We start from the raw sequence: 17,371 nt of genomic DNA on the forward strand, positions 1-17,371 counted from the left end.
AGAATGTGAACCTGATGACCGAAACCGTTGAAACTCAAGAGTCGTTGTTTAGCCTGGATGATATGGGCGCCAATCAGCCTTCCGCGCTTGCGCAGGAGGAACTGACACGTCTGACGGACGAGCTGATCGCCGCCTTCAAGACCGTCTACGATCCGGAGATTCCGGTTGATATCTATGAGCTGGGGCTGATCTACCGCGTCGATGTATCGGATGACCGCGACGTGGTGGTCGATATGACCCTGACGGCGCCAGGTTGCCCGGTGGCGGGTGAAATGCCCGGCTGGGTCAAGGAGGCCGTGTTGACCGTTAAAGGGGTGCGCGATTGCGATGTTAATCTGGTGTTCGAGCCGCCTTGGGAATCGTCCAAGATGAGTGATGAGGCCAAGCTGCAACTGAATATGTTTTGACCATGGACATTCAACCCACCATCACACCGCGTGTCCGTCGTCCGCGCCCAGCCGTGGTCAGTCTGACGGAGGCCGCCGCTGTGCAGGTCAAGGCCATCATGTCGCGTGCTGAGAAACCGTATGCGGGCTTGCGCGTCGGTGTGAAGCAGGGCGGCTGTGCCGGTCAGGAATATGTGCTGTCCTACGCGGAGGAGATCGGACCAATTGATGAGGTGGTGACCGACAAGGGGGTGACCATCCTGATCGAGCCCAAGGCAGTGCTCTATCTCGTCGGCACCATCATCGATTACGAGACGACCAAGCTGGCGTCGAAGTTCGTTTTCAAGAATCCGAATGAAACAGATGCGTGTGGCTGCGGCGAGAGCGTAACGATTATACCTGTGAAGCCTGACTAACAGGCATAGCCAGCAGCCAATCTAGGGCGTCATGCAGCTCCGTGAAGGTGTGGATGTCCTGATTAGGAAAGAGATGGCTGTAGGTTGATGTTCGCGCCCGTGTCAGGGCGTCGGTCGCAAGAATGGCCACATAGTGAAGGCTATTCTGTCCGCGTGTGAGGTCTGCCCAGTATACGGCCATTCTTTCTACATCCGGAAAGCTCATGCTGGTCTCACAATTGCGATAATCCATAAGACGACGGTAGAGCCACGGGCGATCAATCAAGCCATAGGCATTGATGATGCGCTCGGTATAATATTGGCTGCTTTGCGCCCCTTTAAAACGCATCGTGACCAATTTTTGTGGCTCGTCCACGGTCAGTTTGAAATATGGATCGATCATCCCTGCGCGTCCCTGTTTTTTTATGTTAGTTAGCCACGGGATCGCTGAATTTTCGTTAATGACGTTTGGGACTAATCGTTGACCAGAACGGAAGGCTGGAAAGGCTGGCCGGTAGCTTCGCTGATCAGTTCCTGCGAGCGCTGCTCAATACGATCACGCAGGGTGTTCAGGAATTCATCCTTGGACATGCCAGGGGCAATCGGTTCCATAAACTCCAGAACGGCGGTGCCGGACTTCTTTTTGTAACGCGTTTCCTGCCAGAACAGGCCCAGATTGGTGGCCACCGGCACAACGGGCATATTGAAATTGTTGGCCATGTGCCAGACGCCCGAGCGGTAACGGCGATAGGTACCCGGCGAGTTAAGGTGACCTTCGGGATAGATGAGAATACTGCGGCCGTCCTTGGCGGCATCGGCCGAGCGGCTGGCCAGGTTCTTGCGCGCTTCGATGCCGCCGCAGTTGTTGACCACGATGGCCCCGAGCTTGGAGAGAAGGGTGCTCATCATTGGGTATTTTTCGAGGTGGTCGCCGGTGACGAAAGCGAGGTCATCGAACTGGGAATAGATGCAGAAACCATCGCCCCAGCTATGGTGTTTGCACGCGAATATAACCGGCACATCGGGGATGTTTTCTCGGCCTCGGAGCTCAAGCTTGATGCCTGCGAAGATATGCATGGCCTGAATCATGCGACGGGTATAGCGCTGGATGATCCATTTCACTGGCTTTCGGCCGGGAATGAGCGTCAGGATCAAGGCCATCAGACTGTAGAAGATCGACAAAAACCAGTAGGCGATGGCGAACATGAAGCTGCGCATATGATATCCCCCAAATGAACAAAAACGAGTTGAACATTGTTCAAGCCGTTTTGTCAATCCCATTCAGGATGTGGCTCAGGCGGCGTTTGAGTCGGTTTTGTTGATATCTTCGGCCACGGTCACCTTGTTGCGGCCGTTGTTCTTGGAGAGGTACAGCGCCTTGTCGGCACGATCGAGCAGATCGAAGGAATCTTCGCCATATTCGCGTTGCGCGACGCCGGCCGAAATCGTGACGGTGCCGAGATCTTCGTTGGTGGAGCGGCGCTTGAGTACGCGTGAGGCGATTTCAGTGCGCGCTTCGTTGAGCAGGCGCTCGACATTGTCACAGGTTTCACCGGGGAACAGGAGGCCGAATTCCTCGCCGCCGTAACGGGCTGCCAGACGCGGCGGACGACCGATACGGGCCAGAACAGAGGCCACATAGCGCAGAACTTGGTCGCCGGTCTGATGGCCCCAGGTGTCGTTGAAACGCTTGAAATGGTCGATATCGATGACCGCCAGGGTCAGGGGCTTGGTGACATCGTCGCCTTCACAATGGGCATCGAGTGCCTCATCGAAGGATTTACGGTTGGCCAGGTTGGTCAGGGCGTCGGTCATCGCTTCCATGCGCACCTGATCGAGATGCTTGCGCAGACGATTGACTTCGCGTGAAGATTCCGTCAGGCGGCCTTCGAGAACCGTATGATGATCCAGAACGGTATTGGTGGCTTCGGTAAGGCTGTCGATCAGGCCCTTGAGCGCGAGCGTGTCGACATCGCTCATCGACTTCTTGGCGCCTGCGAGCGTTTCGGAATAGGTTTTCTGCGTCTTTTGGGCATCGACGATAACTTCGGTGATCGAGGCCAGTTCGCGGGTCAGCTTCAGGCCGGCATCGCGCACTTCATCGTTCAGCTTCATACGGGCGATGAACTTGCTGGCCAGGCTTTCCGACACGTCTTCGGTGATGGTTTCGCCGGCGGCGACGAGGCGGTGAATTTCCTGAGCAAGCGGACATTCAGGATCGCCGGCGACATAGAGCCAGAGCTCGTAATTGAGCGGGGTTGGCCAGACACCGTGGTCCTGCATCAAACGCAAGGCTTCTCCGGCCAAGGCATAGGCGGCGGGACTTCTTACGCTGATCTCTATGTCGTTGTTCATTCGTTTTCTGGCCCCCTCTTCAGGGACCTTCCCTGGCGGTCTTTTGCTACCTGATTCTTCGGGTAGCGGGCACAGGTTAGACGAACTTCTCTGACAGGCGGTTAACGCGATCTCAAAAAAATAAGCGCGTTATACCTTTACGGGCGTCGGGCGCATCATGAAGGCAGGCACATGCTCACCAAAGGGGGTATCTTCCTGCGGCTGCTGCTTTGTTTTTGCTGCGTTTTTTGGCTTGCGTTCTTCGCGGCGCGGACGCTTTTCCATCACCGCTTCGACGATCACTTTTTCAGCAATTATTTCTGCGACCTCAGGCTTTTTTTCTTCCTTGAAAACTTCCACAGATGCGGAATGTTCCCGCGCCCGTGGCGCGGGCTTGTGATCACGCTCTGGTCGGCCTCTGGACTTGCCTGATTCGCGGCGAGGTTGACGCGACGATTCGCGCGGCGCATCGCTCAGTTGCGAATAATCGACCTCAAGTTCGAGTGTCGCCGGCTCTTTTTTGATGAGCTTGACGACCTTATCGTAGTTCTTCTCATCATTTGGCGACAGAAGCAGATAGGTTTCACCGGTGCGGCCAGCGCGACCGGTGCGGCCGATGCGGTGCACGTAGTCGTCAGCATGGATAGGCGCATCGAAATTGAAAACGTGGCCAACGGCCGGAATATCCAGACCACGGGCGGCGACATCGGAAGCCACCAGCAGAGTCAGTTCGCCCTTGCGGAAGGCGTCGAGTGTCTTCATGCGCAGGGACTGATCGAGGTCACCATGGATTGGCGCGGCATTAAAACCGTGGACGCTCAGAGATTTTGCTACAATATCGACGTCGGTCTTGCGGTTGCAGAATACGATGCCGTTCTTGATGTCCAGGGTCTTGAGCAGGGTGCGCAGAGCGATCCGTTTGGCGCGCACATCCTTGTGCGGCACGCGCAGCACATACTGGGTAATGTTTTCGCCGGTTGTGGCCGGGCGCGATACTTCGATGCGGACAGGGTTTTTCAGGAAGGCCTCGGTCAGGCGAGTAATTTCGGGCGGCATGGTGGCCGAGAAAAACAGGGTCTGACGCGTCGGCGGCGTCATCTTGAAGATGCGTTCGATGTCAGGGATGAAGCCCATGTCGAGCATACGGTCGGCTTCATCAACCACCATCATGGTCACGCCGTTCAGCATCACCTTCGAACGCTCGAACAGATCAAGTAGACGGCCAGGCGTGGCGATCAGCACGTCAACGCCCTTATCCAGCTTGGCGACCTGATCCGCCATGGACACGCCGCCGATGAGCAGGGCCCAGTTTAGTTTGTGGTACTTGGCATATTTTTCAAAGGCTTCTGCGACCTGATCGGCCAGTTCGCGGGTGGGCTCCAGCACAATGGCGCGCGGCATCCGCGCACGCGAACGACCGGCGGCCAATTTTTCAATCATCGGCAGGGTGAAGGCGGCGGTCTTGCCGGTGCCGGTTTGGGCAATGCCCAGTACGTCCAAGCCGGTCATGGCAACAGGAATCGCCTGTTCCTGGATGGGGGTAGGGGTATCGTAGCCTGTTTCAGCGACAGCTCTGAGAACTTGCTCGCTCAGACCGAGATCGGTAAATTTCGTCATGACACTCTTCAAATCGTTCCACGTCCTGACAAGCCTTCTTGGGAGGAATGGAATAAAAGGGCGCCAATCTGAGCGCCGGGGATGGGCAGCCGTCGTTTATGCCGGCGGGCGTGAAGCCACGGGACGCATAAACGAACACGCGCCAGATTGCGGCGCGTGCGTGTCTGATAACAGAATTTCCAGTAATTAACAGGCTTTTCTTGAGGCGCGCCTAGACATCGAGATCATCGGTGACGAATTCAGCGTGGTCCTGAATATAGCGGAAGCGCAGTTCCGGCTTACGCCCCATCAAAGTCTCGACCAGATCTTGCACGTCTTCTTCATCGTGCGGCAGGGTTACGCGAGCCAGCGTCCGCGTCTTCGGGTCCATGGTGGTTTCCTTGAGCTGGGACGCCATCATTTCACCGAGGCCCTTAAAACGGCCGATTTCAGGCTTCTTACCCTTGAATTCCTTGGCGATGAGCTCGGCACGGTGGGCATCATCACGCGCATAGAAGGTCTTGCCGCCATGGCTCAAACGATACAGCGGCGGCATGGCAAGGAACAGATTACCGTTACGGATAATACCTGGCATGGTGCGATAGAAGAAGGTGATGAGCAGCGAAGCGATGTGCGCACCGTCGACGTCAGCATCCGTCATGATGATGATGCGCTCATACCGCAGATCGGTGTCCTTGAACTTGGCGCCAGGTTGCACGCCAAGAGCCAGGCCAAGATCGGACAGTTCGGCATTCTGGCGGGCTTTATCGCCAGTCGCTGAGGCCACGTTAAGGATCTTGCCGCGCAAGGGCAGGATGGCTTGGGTGTTGCGGTTGCGGCCCTGCTTGGCGGAACCGCCGGCCGAATCGCCTTCGACGATGAACAGTTCGGTGCCTATGGCGTCCTGACGGGCGCAATCTGACAGTTTGCCCGGCAGACGGAGCTTGCGTGTGGCGGAGGCGCGTTGGACTTCCTTGTCCTTGCGGCGTTTCAGACGCTCCTCAGCGCGTTCGACGATGAACTGGAGGATGCGGTCGGCCTGCTTGGGGGCTGAGGTCAGCCAGTGATCGAACGGATCGGCCAGCGCCTTCTCCACCAGTCTCTGCGCATCGCTTGATGACAGGCGGTCCTTGGTCTGCCCCTGGAATTCCGGGTTGCGAATGAAGACCGAGATGACAATGCCGGCATAGGCGGCGACGTCTTCGGCGGTGATCAGGCCGCCGCGCTTGTCGCCGGTCATTTCGGCGTAGCCTTTAAGCGATCTCGTCAGGGCAGCACGCAAGCCGGCTTCGTGAGTGCCGCCATCGGGTGTCGGGATGGTATTACAATAGCTCTGGCAAAAACCATCATGCTCGCCAAAACCGGCGCCCGACCACACTACGGCCCATTCGACCGCGCCGGCCTCGCCTTTACGTTCCACACGACCCGAGAAGATGTCGCCCAGGGTTTCGGTATCCTTGACGCGCTCAGCCAGGTAATCGGCAAGGCCATTGGGGAAGTAGAACTTGTCCTCGGCCGGGGTTTGATCCTGTATAAGTTCTGCTGCGCACTTCCAGAAGATCTGCACGCCCCGGAACAAGTACGCCTTCGCCTTGGCCATACGGTAAAGACGTGCGGGCTTGAAGCGGGCCTCGGCACCGAAGATTTCTGGGTCGGGCAGGAAGCGTTCGAGCGTGCCTTTTTTCTTTGACGGGCCGACCTGCTCTACATCTGTCAGCTTGTGACCTTTTGAAAAGCTCTGGCGCCATTCAAAACCATCGCGCCATACTGTGACTTCGAGTTTTTCGGACAGGGCATTGACGACCGAAATGCCGACCCCATGGAGGCCGCCTGAGGTTTCATAGGCCTTGCCGGAGAACTTGCCTCCGGAATGCAGCATGGTCATGACGACTTCGAGCGCCGATTTGCCGGGATATTTGGGGTGGGGATCTACCGGGATGCCGCGGCCATCGTCGCGTACGCTCAGGTAGCCGTCCTTGTCGAGCTCGACCCAGATTGCCTTGGCATGACCGGCCACGGCTTCGTCCATGGCATTGTCGAGCACCTCGGCGAAGAGATGGTGCAGGGCTTTTTCATCGGTGCCGCCGATGTACATACCGGGGCGTTTACGCACAGGCTCCAGACCTTCCAGCACCTCAATGCTGGAGGCGCCATAACCGGCGTCAACGATAGACGGCTCGTGTGGCCTGGCGGGTTCGGGCGCTTTCAGGGCCTTTTCAGGCGCGGAAGCCGGCACAGCAGGAGGCGATGCGGCTTCAGAAGCAGCAGGCTTTTCGGGCTCATCGCCAAAAAGAGAGGGCAGGGTACTGGAAGTCATAAGGTCAACATGTAGTGATTCGGCCTTCCCTCATAAAGATGCAAGAGGCGACCCACAATAAAAAAAAAGGCCGCGAACCCGAAGGTTCGCGGCCAGCTATTTCTTTGCCCTTGGTCAGGCTTAGAATTAGAAAGCGGCCTTAAGCGTGGCGGCGAAGGTCGAAGGTTGCTTCGACGCATCAGCCCAACGCAGGTCAAGACCCAACGTGCTGTTGATAGCGTAGGTAACACCGATGTTCTTCGTGGTGTAGCCGTAGGCTTCGTATTGACCCAGGGCGCCCGAAACCGACCACTTGTCGGAAATCGGGTACGAAGCGTTCACTTCGTAATAAGGCTCTTCGAGGGTTTCGGTGTCGAGATAAATGGCAGCGCCGATAGCGCCCTTGCCCATCGAGTGGCTGACGGCCGCCTTCAGTTCGCTGATCGTGTCACCGCCCGAGCTTGGGTAGGTATAGGCGATAGCACCGAAATCGAAATTGAAATCGCCGACCGAAGGGGTCAGGCCCATGTACAGGTCAACTTCAGTCGAAGCCTTGCCGTCGCCGTAAGGAAAATCAACGTTCGAACCCCAGACGCCTGCATAGAAGGTGCCCTTCTTGTAATCAACGCCGCCCTGCAAGGCTGCGTTGTCGTCGGTTTGAGTGACGCCGCGCCAAACGTAGTTGCTCGTGACAGCCAGGTTATAGCTGAGCTTGCCGGCTTCCTGAGCCGATGCAGCTCCGCCGGCGAAAAGTGCGCTGATGGCGACAGCGGCGACAAGAAGAGTCTTTTTCATGATTATATCCCAGTTCAGTTGTTGTGCCGGAGAAACGACGTCCGGCCAGCGTGGTGTTTGAAGTGTGTCGGTAAAACCTGAGTTAATGTAGCAAGTTTTTAGGGTGAGCAAAGTCCCCTATGTCACTTAGCAACGCTTTGATGTATATTTGCCACGTCATTTGCGAGGCCGAAAGACCGTCGGCGCCAACCGTGTGCGTAGGCCTAAGCACTTTAAGCGTAAGTGTTTTTATCAAATTTCAGGCCGGATGTCATATTTATGCAATCAAAAAGTTCAAAGAAATCAGGTAGTCCTCAGTGTAACTTAATTGCATGCAGAAAAGAGGTAGGGCCGTGCGTTAAACAACGCACGGCCCATATCCGTTCAGTTGAAAGATTCGCTTAGAAAGCGGCCTTCACACTGACGATGAAGCGCGACTTAGCGGCTTCAGAGGAAGCTTCGGGAATATTGGTGTCGGAGAATCGACCGTCGATAGCAAACACTGGCGTGATCGCATAGGTCAGGCCGATATTGCCGGTCGTGTACTTGGAGCCCGTCGCTTTTTGTTCACCCAGTGCGCCCGAGACGCTAAGCTTCGATGTCAGAGGATAAGAGGCGTTGATTTCGTAATAGTTGGTGTCATCGAAATCGACATTGTGGAAGTAGGCAGCGCCGATAGTACCCTTGTAGAGCGGGTGGCTGACGGCAGCCTTCAGTTCAGTCGAATCGAGGGCCTTGTCATTGTAATTGTAGTAGATGGCGCCGAGATCGAACGTGAAGTCCTTATAGGTCGGCTTGACGCCGGCATAGAGGTCGAGTTCGTAATCAGCGAAATCAACGTTCGAGGCCCAGCCGCCCACGTAGAACATGCCGTGGCTGTAGTCGACGCCGCCTTGGATGGCCGGGTCGCCGTCGGTTTGGGTGAAGCCGCGGAAGACGTAATCGCTGGTGGCGGAAACGTTGTAGCTGATTGTACCGCCGGCGAATTCAGTGGTGGCGGAAGCCGAACCGGCAAAAGCGGTGGCGGCGATAAGGGCCGTAGCGGCCAGGAGCATTTTTTTCATTATTGTGTCCTCAGATAGAGTTTGTGTGCCAAACCCCGTCCGAAGCGTTTCCCGCGCCAATTATGGTAAAAATTTATTATGACGCAGGGTTAGATTACATATTTATGACATCCCTCCAAGGGGTGTGGCCGCAAAACACAACTGTGTGCTAAAAATACACTGACTGTGTTCGGAACATGGCGTAATCCTAAACAAAAACGGGACATCCGTTAAGGATGTCCCGTCTCTGTTTGTGCAACTGTTAAAGTTTTTTAGTTTTAGTGATCCATCACTTCGTCATGAAGCGATGAGTCGAGGCCGGCTTCTTCCTGCTCTGCCGTCACGCGGAGACCCGTCGTGAATTTGCAGATGACCAGGATGATGAAGGTGCCAACAGCCGACCAGACGATCGTCAGGGCGAGGCCCTTCAGTTGGACCAGAACGTCGTGGTTTGCACCCAGAGCGTTGATCTTGGGGTCAGCCAGCCAACCGGTCAGAACGGCGCCGAGGAAGCCACCGGCACCATGGATGCCGAAAGCGTCGAGGGAGTCGTCGTAGCCGAGCAGCTTCTTGATCCAGACCGCCGACAGATAGCAGACCGGGCCAGCGAAGAGACCGCAGATCATAGCGCCCGTCGGATTGACGAAGCCGCAAGCCGGGGTGATGACGACGAGGCCGGCAACCATACCCGACAGAATACCGATCAGCGAAGGCTTGCCGCGGAAGATCCACTCAACGATCTTCCAGGACACGCCACCAACGCAGGTAGCCAGGATGGTGTTGAGCAGAGCGGCCGAAGCGATCGCGTCGCCTGACCATTCCGAACCGGCGTTGAAGCCGATCCAGCCCACGAACAGCAGCGAAGCGCCGATCATGATGTAGATGGGGTTGTTGGCAGGCATGGAATCCGTACCGTAGCCCTTGCGGCGCCCCAGGAAGATGGCGGCGACGAGGCCGGCAACACCGGAGTTACAGTGAACGACAGCGCCACCGGCGAAATCGAGCACGCCCCACTGGGACATGATGCCGCCAGCCCAGACCATGTGACAGATCGGGGCGTAGACAAAGATGCTCCACAGGACCATGAACAGCAGCAGGCCGGAGAACTTCACGCGCTCAGCAAACGCACCCGTGATCAGGGCGGGCGTGATGATGGCGAAGGTCATCTGGTAGGAAATCCAGGTGAATTCCGGAACCTTTGCCGTCGCGGCATAGGCCGTTTCCGGTGTGACCGCTTTCAGCATGATGTTGTCGAAACCGCCGAAGAACAGGTTCAAGGTTTCGGCAGGAATGCCGAACATAGCTGTTGAAACTGTTCCGAACGCCATCGAATAGGAGACCACCCACCAGACGATAGCGACCACGCAGGTCACGGCGACGGATTGTGTAACCGTGGCGATGACGTTCTTACGGCGTACCATACCGCCGTAGAAGAGCGCCAGACCCGGCAGGGTCATCATCAGCACCATGGCGGTACAGAAGATAAGGTAGGTTGTGTCAGCGCCGTCCAGTGCCAGAACCTTTTGTGAGGCCAGGAGGGTCGGGGCGGGCGCTTCCGCAGCTGCTACGGGTGCAGCGGCCGATTCTTCAACAGAAGCGGCTGCCGAGGTTACAGCTTCAGCCGACGCCGGAGCGGCGTCCTGAGCCAGGGCGAGACCGGCGGCGGGTGCCACCAGCATGAGAGTTGCCGCCGCAGCGATGGCTCTCGAGAGTTTGATCCACGTTTTCAAAGTATCCCCCTTGGATAGCGGATATTGCACATGCTCACAGTGCAGCGACTTCAAGGCATCGCAAAGAGGATTGTGAGGTTAACGAAGCGTCAACGGGGCTTGCTGGCCGGTTTGCGTCATTTATGTGTCGGAATGGCGGGAAACAACCGAAAATGGGCGCGTTTTTAATTCATTGCGATTGAAACTATAATTGTATCAATTGAAATTAAAATAAATCAAACAAATTATGAAATTTGCCGTCCGGAATGAACGCCATGTCACGCTAACGAAATAGGCCGCCCCATCAAGGGCGGCCTATAACAGAATCTGATGTCGTGCGACAGGAGTTTCAGATTAGCACTTGTAATACATCTCGAATTCGATCGGGTGAGGACGCAGTTCGAGGTTCATCACTTCTTCCATCTTCAGTTCGATGTAGGAGTCGATGAAATCGTCGTCCATCACGCCGCCCTTCTTGAGGAAGGCACGATCCTTGTCGAGGTTTTCCAGAGCTTCACGGAGCGAACCGCAGACTTCCGGGATGTTCTTTTGCTCTTGGGGCGGCAGATCATACAGGTTCTTGTCGGCGGGTGCGCCCGGATCAAGACGGTTCTCGATACCATCGAGACCAGCCATCAGCAGGGCGGTGAAGGTCAGGTAAGGGTTACCCATCGGATCGGGGAAGCGGGCTTCGAGGCGCTTGCCCTTCGGCGACGACACCCACGGAATACGGATCGAAGCGGAGCGGTTGCGGGCCGAATAGGCCAGCTTGACCGGAGCTTCATAACCCGGAACCAAGCGCTTGTAGCTGTTGGTCGTCGAGTTCGAGAAGGCGTTGATGGCCTTGGCGTGCTTGATAATACCGCCAATGTACCACAGGCAGAGGTCCGACAGACCGGCGTACTTGTCGCCGGCGAAGAGCGGCTTGCCGTCCTTCCAGATCGACTGGTGAACGTGCATGCCCGAACCGTTGTCGCCGAACATCGGCTTCGCCATGAAGGTCACGGTCTTGCCGTAGGCGTGAGCCACGTTCTGAACGACGTACTTGTAGAGCTGCGTGCGGTCGGCCATGGTCAGCATGTCCGAGAACTTCAGGCCCAGTTCGTGTTGGGCCGGCGCCACTTCGTGGTGGTGCTTTTCGGGTTCCATGCCCAGTTCGCCCATGACGGAGAGCATTTCGCCACGGATGTCTTGCGCCGAGTCGATCGGGTTGACGGGGAAGTAGCCGCCTTTAGGACCAGGGCGGTGGCCCATATTGCCTTCGGCGTAAACCTTGGCGGAGTTGTGCGGCAGTTCGACCGAGTCGAAGGCGTAGCCGGTGTTGTCCGGCGAGATCGACCAGCGCACGTCGTCAAACATGAAGAATTCAGCTTCGGGACCGAAGTAAACCGTATCGCCCACACCGGCCGATTGCGTATAGGCGAGGGCCTTCTTGGCGATCGAACGCGGGTCGCGGTTGTAAGGCTCGTTGGTGTCGGGGTTCACGACATCGCAGAACATGAACAGCGTGGTTTGCTGATAGAAGGGGTCGATATAGGCCGTCTTCAGATCAGGGCGAAGCTTCATGTCGGATTCGTTGATGGCCTTCCAGCCGGCGATCGACGAACCATCGAACATGGTGCCGTCATCGAGAAATTCTTCATCGACCAAGTCGATGTCGAAGGTCACGTGCTGGAGTTTGCCCTTAACGTCGGAGAAGCGAACGTCAACATACTTGACGTCCTTTTCCTTGATGAGCTTGAGAATGTCTGCTGCGGTCATATTTGACGCCCCATTTAAGCCTGTAGATTAAAAAGTATGGGAGAGGCGAAACGCCGGTGGTCGATTAGACCGCCTGCGGTCCGGATTCCCCGGTTCTGATGCGAACGACGTCAAGGACATCGCTCACAAAAATCTTGCCATCGCCAATTTTGCCTGTGCGGGCAGCCGTCTGGATGGCTTCCAGGGCAGCCGGTGCAAGGTCATCAGCAACAACCAGTTCAATTTTGATTTTCGGCAGAAAATCAACAACGTATTCCGCACCCCGGTAGAGTTCGGAATGTCCTTTCTGGCGGCCATATCCCTTGGCTTCCAGGACGGTCATGCCTTGTACGCCGATTTCCTGAAGGGCTTCCTTCACTTCGTCGAGCTTAAAGGGCTTGATGACGGCTTCTATCTTTTTCATGAGCTATCCATAAAACTAGCAGACCGTTCAGTCCCGTAACTTGTTTGCATTGCGCAAGAATGCAAGCTCATTTCCAGCGCGTGATCTCACATGGCTGTAAAATTTGATTACGATGCGTGAACGTCAGGTATTGCGCCTTTAGCGCTTGGCTGCGGCAAATTCAAAAAGAAAATGTGTTTTAGCGCGATTTGGCCACATATAAAGAGAAAATTTACCCGACTCGGCAGGAGAGCTATCTCAAAGCGCGAAATGCCGTTACATTTGCAATTAAATGGCCGTCCATCGCGCGAAAGTGCGCGAAAAATATGCATGCTTGTTGCCGTGCAGCATTAGGTACGGTTCATGACAATCGTATGACCCTGATCTCGGACTTTTTCACACCTTCCGCCATCACCGTGCTTGACGCCGCCCGATCTTTGCTTCAGACAGCGCCCCCTCAGGCCTGCGTCCTCAGGTGCCTGACCAATAGAAGCTGATATGCGGATGTGGCGGAACTGGTAGACGCACTGGGTTTAGGTTCCAGCGCTGCAAGGCGTGGAGGTTCGAGTCCTCTCATCCGCACCAGCTATTTCTCATGATTTTATCGAATATGCGGCGCTGTGGCTTCGATAGCGGCCTGGTTTTGCATGACCCAATCGAACAATGAGGGCGGGGCACAGACTCTCGCCGAGCGACATCCGTTCATAGTCGACGCGCGGCGGGATCGTCGGAAAACGATTCGTGTCAGCCGTCCAGCGGCTTGCAGCGATTTCAGAGTCAAGGTCAGCATGCGTTGCGAAATGCCATCAATGCGGTGATGGATTTTCTTGTAGCGCCGATGGCCTGCTGCTCGGTCCTGACCAGAAACAAGCGTTGATTGATGGCGCCCTGGCTGAAGTCGCCGCGCTTTAGGTGTTGCGTATCTGACGGCGGGCGTTCAATAGTCGCGGCCTGAATCTGCTATGGGGCCTGCCGTCATGAAGTCTAAGTTTGCGTTATTCATTCTCTTCGCCATGGTTGCGGGCGTCGCAGCGGGCTGGGCCAGCAACGAATATCTGAGCCCGGAAAACCTCAAGACCGCGACCATGATCTATGGTTTGTTGACCAAGATTTTCATCACCCTGATCAAGATGATCATTGCACCTCTGGTGCTTTTCACACTGATCGCCGGCATCGGCCACATGGAAGACGCCGCCTCGGTCGGCCGCGTCGGTCTGAAGTCTTTGGGCTGGTTTCTGCTCATGTCGTTGGTGTCGCTCGGGATTGGTATTATGATGGTCGAATGGCTCAAGCCCGGCGTCGGCATGAATCTTCAGGTCGTGGGCGAAGCGATTAAGGTGCCGTCGACCGAAGGCTTCACGCTGGAGAAATTCGTTGAGCACCTGATCCCGTCCTCGATCATCAAGGCTATGGCCGACAACGAAATCCTGCAGATTGTGGTCTTCGCGGTCTTCGTCGGTACGGCGATCTCGATGCTGGAAAAGAAATCCCCGCGGGTTATGGAACTGGCGGAAGAGGCTTCGGCCATCATGCTCAAGGTCACCGAAGTGGTGATGAAATTTGCACCGTTCGCTATTTTCGGTGCACTGGCCAAGACAGTCAGCGAACAGGGGCTGCCTATTCTGGTCACCTACGCCAAATTCATGGCGGGCTTCTATGGCGCCATGGGTGTTCTGTGGGCGCTGCTGATCGTGCTGGGCTTCCTGTTCCTCGGCGGCCGTATGCTGCGGGTGCTGGGCGTTATCCGCGAGCCGACCCTGCTGGCTTTCTCGACCGCCAGTTCGGAAGCGGCTTACCCTAAGCTGCTGGCAGGTCTGCCGACCGTCGGCATTTCGCGCAAGATCGTGTCGTTCGTGCTGCCGCTAGGCTATTCGTTCAATCTCGATGGTTCGATGATCTACTGCACCTTCGCAACTTTGTTTATCGCGCAGGCCTATGGCGTGGTGTTCACCACCGCTCAGATCATCATGATGCTGTTCCTTCTTTTGATCACTTCCAAGGGCATCGCCGGTGTGCCGCGCGCCTCGCTGGTCGTTATCATGGCGACCCTGGCCTATTTTGGCCTGCCGGCGGAATGGATCGCCCTTGTGCTGGGTGTCGATCACCTGCTCGACATGGGACGCTCGGCTACCAACGTGCTTGGCAACAGCGTCGCATCGGCCGTCATCGCCAAGTGGGAAGGCCAGCTTGACGTGGAAGAGCCGGTAAAGCTCTAGCTTTCTTTTTCGAAATGTGGTGCCGGCGGGGGCTCCGCCGTGAAGTGGTAATTCGGTTTGTTGACGGCCTTGGGCGCCAGGGTATCGCGGTCCACCCATTGCGTCGCCCGCATTTGCCATTTCCCCGTGGCGTCCTTTTCGATACGCGCGGTGAAATAATAGGCGAAGCTGTCGTAAGGGTTTGAGCTGTTAGGCCCTTCATTGTGCCAGCAGGTCGCGGTAAAGTGGGTGTCGTCCTGCCAGGCCATGCCTTTGCAGTGCGCTGGGAAGATCACCACGTCCCGGATTTTGGGCCAGTTGGCCAGGGCGAGCGAGCCTTGCGTCTCGTCGGCGCGGTCAAAGCCGGAAGCAAGGATGCGGCCATCTGGCGAGACCGAAGCCTCTTCGCGCACCAGATATTTATCGCTGTTGGGTAAGACGAGGTAGGTATTTTCGGCATTGGCGAAATGGCAGGTCACGCCGGCGACCGGATAAAGCTCGCCATCCTTGCCGCGCAGCTTGAGCACGCCAGTCAGGAAATAGCGCTCGCAGCCCTTGGGATCGTTGATGTAGCTGGTGACCGCCTCTTCCTTGTGCATGATGATTAGTTCACGATCCTTGCGCACGGCGAGGCCGGGATTGGCGGCGATCAGGGCCGCTTCGACCGCCATGGTGCGCTTCTCGTTGTCCGAGCCTTCAAAGGTCGGATCTATGCCTTCCTGGCGCTTGGGCGCTGCTTTCTCACATCCGGCCAGACTGCAGGAAGCTAGGGCGAAAAACAGGATCAGGGTGTTACGCACGTGCAGATCTCCGAAGGTCAGTCAGCCAAGCTATCCGCGAACTTGTAAAAATTCACTGAGGCTCAGTGAGTATGGGCTTGCAAGCATGAAATTTCCGACAAACCCACCTGAACGCCTTACATAACCGTTGACCTGACCCGCAATCATGCCATAAGGGCTCATCTTTTGGCGCCCGTGCCTCCGCAGGGGCGCTTGTTTCTATTTTTAACCGCCCGTGCGGGCCTGACGCAAGGTCAGGGACCAATCGGCATAAGGTAACTGATCGATGCAAGTCGTTGAAAAACTGAATGAAGGCCTGAGCCGCGTCCTCGAAGTCACCATCGCCAAGGGCGAGTTGACCCAAAAACTGGACGCCAAGATCGCGGAAATCGCGCCCAAGATGAACATCAAGGGCTTCCGCCCTGGCAAGGTGCCGCAAAATCACGTTCGCAAGCTGTACGGCAAGGAACTGATGGGCGAAATCATTCAGGAAACGCTGAATGCCACGACCGAGCAGGCGATGAAGGATGCCAACATCCGTCCCGCCAGCCAGCCCGAACTGAAGCCGATCGGCGACATCGAAGGCGTGATCGAAGGCAAGGCTGACCTGGCCTATGAAATCGCTGTCGAAATGATGCCGATCTTCACGCCGGTTGAGCCTGCCTCGCTCGAACTGACCCGTCCGGTCTACGAGCCGACCGAAGCCGATATCGACGAAGCCCTCAAGACCGTCACCGCGCAATCGAAGCAATTCGAAGCCAAGACGGGCAAGGGCAAGGCCGCCCCGAAAGCGGAAGATGGCGACAAGCTGATCATCGATTTCGTTGGCAAGCTGGGCGACGAACTGTTTGAAGGTGGTTCGGCCGAAGGCGCCGAGCTGATCATCGGTTCGGGCCAGTTTATCCCGGGTTTTGAAGAACAACTGATCGGCGCCAAGAAGGGCGAAGTGAAGACGCTCAACGTCACCTTCCCGGAAAACTACGGCGCCGCCAACTTGGCAGGCAAGGCCGCGACCTTCGAGACGACCGTTCAGGACATCCTTTCGCCGAAGGAAGGCGAAGCCGATGACGAACTCGCCAAGAGCCTTGGTCTGGAAAGCCTGCAAGCCCTGAAGGACATCCTGAAGACGCAACTGCAACAGCAGTTCGGTCAGGCTTCGCGTTTCAAGATGAAGCGCGCCCTTCTGGATATCCTTGACGAGAAGCACAGCTTCGAACTGCCCAAGCGTATGCTGGAAGCTGAGTTCCAGGGCATCTGGCAACAGGTTGAGCAGGACAAGGCCAATGGCCAGCTTGCCGAAGAAGACGCCAGCAAGTCGGAAGCCGAACTGAAGGACGAGTACATGAAGATCGCTGAGCGCCGCGTGCGCCTCGGTCTGGTGCTCGCCGAAATCGGCACCCGCCAGAACGTCCAGGTCACCGATCAGGAAGTCAATCAGGCCATCATGCAGGAAGCCCGCAACTATCCGGGCCAGGAGCGTCAGGTCTTTGAATTCTATACGAAGAACCCCGGCGCCGCCGCTCAGATCCGCGCGCCGATCTACGAAGAAAAGGTCTGCGATCTGATCTTCTCGCTCGCTACCGTGAAGGAAGAGCCGATCAGCAAGGAAGACCTGCTTAAAGAAGAGGAAGAAGCGTAAGCTTTCGAATCAAAAGTTACATGAAAGAGGCTCCGAAAGGGGCCTCTTTTTTTATTGCCACCTTAAGTGGATCGAGCTACCA

15 protein-coding genes, 1 tRNA gene and 1 pseudogene are annotated in these 17,371 nt (G+C 56.4%); 5 read left to right on the forward strand and 12 right to left on the reverse strand.

Going from position 1 to position 17,371, the window contains the following annotated elements; genetic code table 11:
* The first annotated feature begins 14 nt into the window (after positions 1-14).
* A complete protein-coding gene (locus B060_RS0102050) occupies positions 15-407 on the forward strand; it encodes an SUF system Fe-S cluster assembly protein (protein WP_018080088.1) in 393 nt (130 codons plus the stop codon).
* A gap of 2 nt (positions 408-409) precedes the next feature.
* Complete coding sequence (locus tag B060_RS0102055) at positions 410-802, forward strand: HesB/IscA family protein (RefSeq protein ID WP_018080089.1); 393 nt, start codon at positions 410-412, stop codon at positions 800-802.
* Here B060_RS0102055 and B060_RS0102060 read toward each other — a convergent pair.
* The 10 genes from B060_RS0102060 to B060_RS0102105 all read right to left on the reverse strand — a co-directional run bounded on the left by B060_RS0102060 (position 780) and on the right by B060_RS0102105 (position 12,697).
* Positions 780-1,184 carry a hypothetical protein gene (locus tag B060_RS0102060; RefSeq protein ID WP_018080090.1) on the reverse strand — a complete coding sequence of 135 codons (405 nt, stop codon included), beginning with the start codon at positions 1,182-1,184 and terminating at the stop codon, positions 780-782. The genes B060_RS0102055 and B060_RS0102060 overlap by 23 nt on opposite strands.
* Before the next feature lie 71 nt (positions 1,185-1,255).
* Positions 1,256-1,999 (reverse strand): lysophospholipid acyltransferase family protein, encoded by a 744-nt coding sequence (locus tag B060_RS0102065; protein ID WP_018080091.1) that lies wholly within the window; start codon positions 1,997-1,999, stop codon positions 1,256-1,258.
* A 75-nt stretch (positions 2,000-2,074) separates the two neighbouring features.
* Positions 2,075-3,136, reverse strand: a complete 1,062-nt coding sequence (locus B060_RS0102070; protein ID WP_018080092.1) for a GGDEF domain-containing protein — start codon at positions 3,134-3,136, stop codon at positions 2,075-2,077.
* Between the two features lie 129 nt (positions 3,137-3,265).
* The gene (locus B060_RS0102075; protein ID WP_018080093.1) at positions 3,266-4,732 is read right to left on the reverse strand and encodes a DEAD/DEAH box helicase; all 1,467 of its coding nucleotides are present in this window, start codon (positions 4,730-4,732) and stop codon (positions 3,266-3,268) included.
* Between the two features lie 211 nt (positions 4,733-4,943).
* Positions 4,944-7,028 carry a DNA topoisomerase IV subunit B gene (gene parE, locus B060_RS0102080; protein ID WP_018080094.1) on the reverse strand — a complete coding sequence of 695 codons (2,085 nt, stop codon included), beginning with the start codon at positions 7,026-7,028 and terminating at the stop codon, positions 4,944-4,946.
* A gap of 126 nt (positions 7,029-7,154) precedes the next feature.
* Positions 7,155-7,802: a TorF family putative porin gene (locus B060_RS0102085; protein ID WP_018080095.1), complete on the reverse strand. Its 648-nt coding sequence runs from the start codon at positions 7,800-7,802 to the stop codon at positions 7,155-7,157.
* A gap of 380 nt (positions 7,803-8,182) precedes the next feature.
* Complete coding sequence (locus B060_RS0102090; RefSeq protein ID WP_018080096.1) at positions 8,183-8,845, reverse strand: TorF family putative porin; 663 nt, start codon at positions 8,843-8,845, stop codon at positions 8,183-8,185.
* A gap of 257 nt (positions 8,846-9,102) precedes the next feature.
* On the reverse strand, positions 9,103-10,503 hold the full coding sequence (locus tag B060_RS0102095; protein WP_018080097.1) for an ammonium transporter: 1,401 nt from the start codon (positions 10,501-10,503) through the stop codon (positions 9,103-9,105).
* 384 nt (positions 10,504-10,887) lie between these two features.
* Complete coding sequence (gene glnA / locus B060_RS0102100) at positions 10,888-12,294, reverse strand: type I glutamate--ammonia ligase (protein ID WP_018080098.1); 1,407 nt, start codon at positions 12,292-12,294, stop codon at positions 10,888-10,890.
* A gap of 64 nt (positions 12,295-12,358) precedes the next feature.
* Positions 12,359-12,697, reverse strand: a complete 339-nt coding sequence (locus tag B060_RS0102105; protein ID WP_018080099.1) for a P-II family nitrogen regulator — start codon at positions 12,695-12,697, stop codon at positions 12,359-12,361.
* Between the two features lie 479 nt (positions 12,698-13,176).
* On the opposite strand from B060_RS0102105, the gene B060_RS0102110 reads away from it, so the two are divergent.
* Positions 13,177-13,261: transfer RNA gene (locus tag B060_RS0102110), tRNA-Leu, on the forward strand.
* 16 nt (positions 13,262-13,277) lie between these two features.
* Here B060_RS0102110 and B060_RS28385 read toward each other — a convergent pair.
* Positions 13,278-13,511 (reverse strand): annotated as a pseudogene (locus B060_RS28385) (winged helix-turn-helix transcriptional regulator); the annotation flags it as partial.
* Positions 13,512-13,653: 142 nt separating this feature from the next.
* Here B060_RS28385 and B060_RS0102115 point away from each other — a divergent pair.
* The gene (locus B060_RS0102115; RefSeq protein ID WP_018080100.1) at positions 13,654-14,892 is read left to right on the forward strand and encodes a dicarboxylate/amino acid:cation symporter; all 1,239 of its coding nucleotides are present in this window, start codon (positions 13,654-13,656) and stop codon (positions 14,890-14,892) included.
* Here B060_RS0102115 and B060_RS0102120 read toward each other — a convergent pair.
* Positions 14,889-15,671 (reverse strand): hypothetical protein, encoded by a 783-nt coding sequence (locus B060_RS0102120; RefSeq protein ID WP_018080101.1) that lies wholly within the window; start codon positions 15,669-15,671, stop codon positions 14,889-14,891. The genes B060_RS0102115 and B060_RS0102120 overlap by 4 nt on opposite strands.
* A 265-nt stretch (positions 15,672-15,936) precedes the next feature.
* Between B060_RS0102120 and tig the strand changes: the two genes are divergently transcribed.
* Positions 15,937-17,289 (forward strand): trigger factor, encoded by a 1,353-nt coding sequence (tig, locus tag B060_RS0102125; RefSeq protein WP_018080102.1) that lies wholly within the window; start codon positions 15,937-15,939, stop codon positions 17,287-17,289.
* The last annotated feature ends 82 nt before the right edge of the window (positions 17,290-17,371 follow it).

Origin of the sequence: Asticcacaulis benevestitus DSM 16100 = ATCC BAA-896, assembly GCF_000376105.1 — a bacterium.
GTDB lineage: Bacteria > Pseudomonadota > Alphaproteobacteria > Caulobacterales > Caulobacteraceae > Asticcacaulis > Asticcacaulis benevestitus.

Bases quoted from the DNA above. Each gene is read 5' to 3' on its own strand.
- B060_RS0102050 (WP_018080088.1), top strand. From the start codon at position 15: ATGACCGAAACCGTTGAAACTCAAGAGTCGTTGTTTAGCCTGGATGAT.
- B060_RS0102055 (WP_018080089.1), top strand. From the start codon at position 410: ATGGACATTCAACCCACCATCACACCGCGTGTCCGTCGTCCGCGCCCA.
- B060_RS0102060 (WP_018080090.1), bottom strand. From the start codon at position 1,184: ATGATCGATCCATATTTCAAACTGACCGTGGACGAGCCACAAAAATTG.
- B060_RS0102065 (WP_018080091.1), bottom strand. From the start codon at position 1,999: ATGCGCAGCTTCATGTTCGCCATCGCCTACTGGTTTTTGTCGATCTTC.
- B060_RS0102070 (WP_018080092.1), bottom strand. From the start codon at position 3,136: ATGAACAACGACATAGAGATCAGCGTAAGAAGTCCCGCCGCCTATGCC.
- B060_RS0102075 (WP_018080093.1), bottom strand. From the start codon at position 4,732: ATGACGAAATTTACCGATCTCGGTCTGAGCGAGCAAGTTCTCAGAGCT.
- parE (WP_018080094.1), bottom strand. From the start codon at position 7,028: ATGACTTCCAGTACCCTGCCCTCTCTTTTTGGCGATGAGCCCGAAAAG.
- B060_RS0102085 (WP_018080095.1), bottom strand. From the start codon at position 7,802: ATGAAAAAGACTCTTCTTGTCGCCGCTGTCGCCATCAGCGCACTTTTC.
- B060_RS0102090 (WP_018080096.1), bottom strand. From the start codon at position 8,845: ATGAAAAAAATGCTCCTGGCCGCTACGGCCCTTATCGCCGCCACCGCT.
- B060_RS0102095 (WP_018080097.1), bottom strand. From the start codon at position 10,503: ATGCTGGTGGCACCCGCCGCCGGTCTCGCCCTGGCTCAGGACGCCGCT.
- glnA (WP_018080098.1), bottom strand. From the start codon at position 12,294: ATGACCGCAGCAGACATTCTCAAGCTCATCAAGGAAAAGGACGTCAAG.
- B060_RS0102105 (WP_018080099.1), bottom strand. From the start codon at position 12,697: ATGAAAAAGATAGAAGCCGTCATCAAGCCCTTTAAGCTCGACGAAGTG.
- B060_RS0102115 (WP_018080100.1), top strand. From the start codon at position 13,654: ATGAAGTCTAAGTTTGCGTTATTCATTCTCTTCGCCATGGTTGCGGGC.
- tig (WP_018080102.1), top strand. From the start codon at position 15,937: ATGCAAGTCGTTGAAAAACTGAATGAAGGCCTGAGCCGCGTCCTCGAA.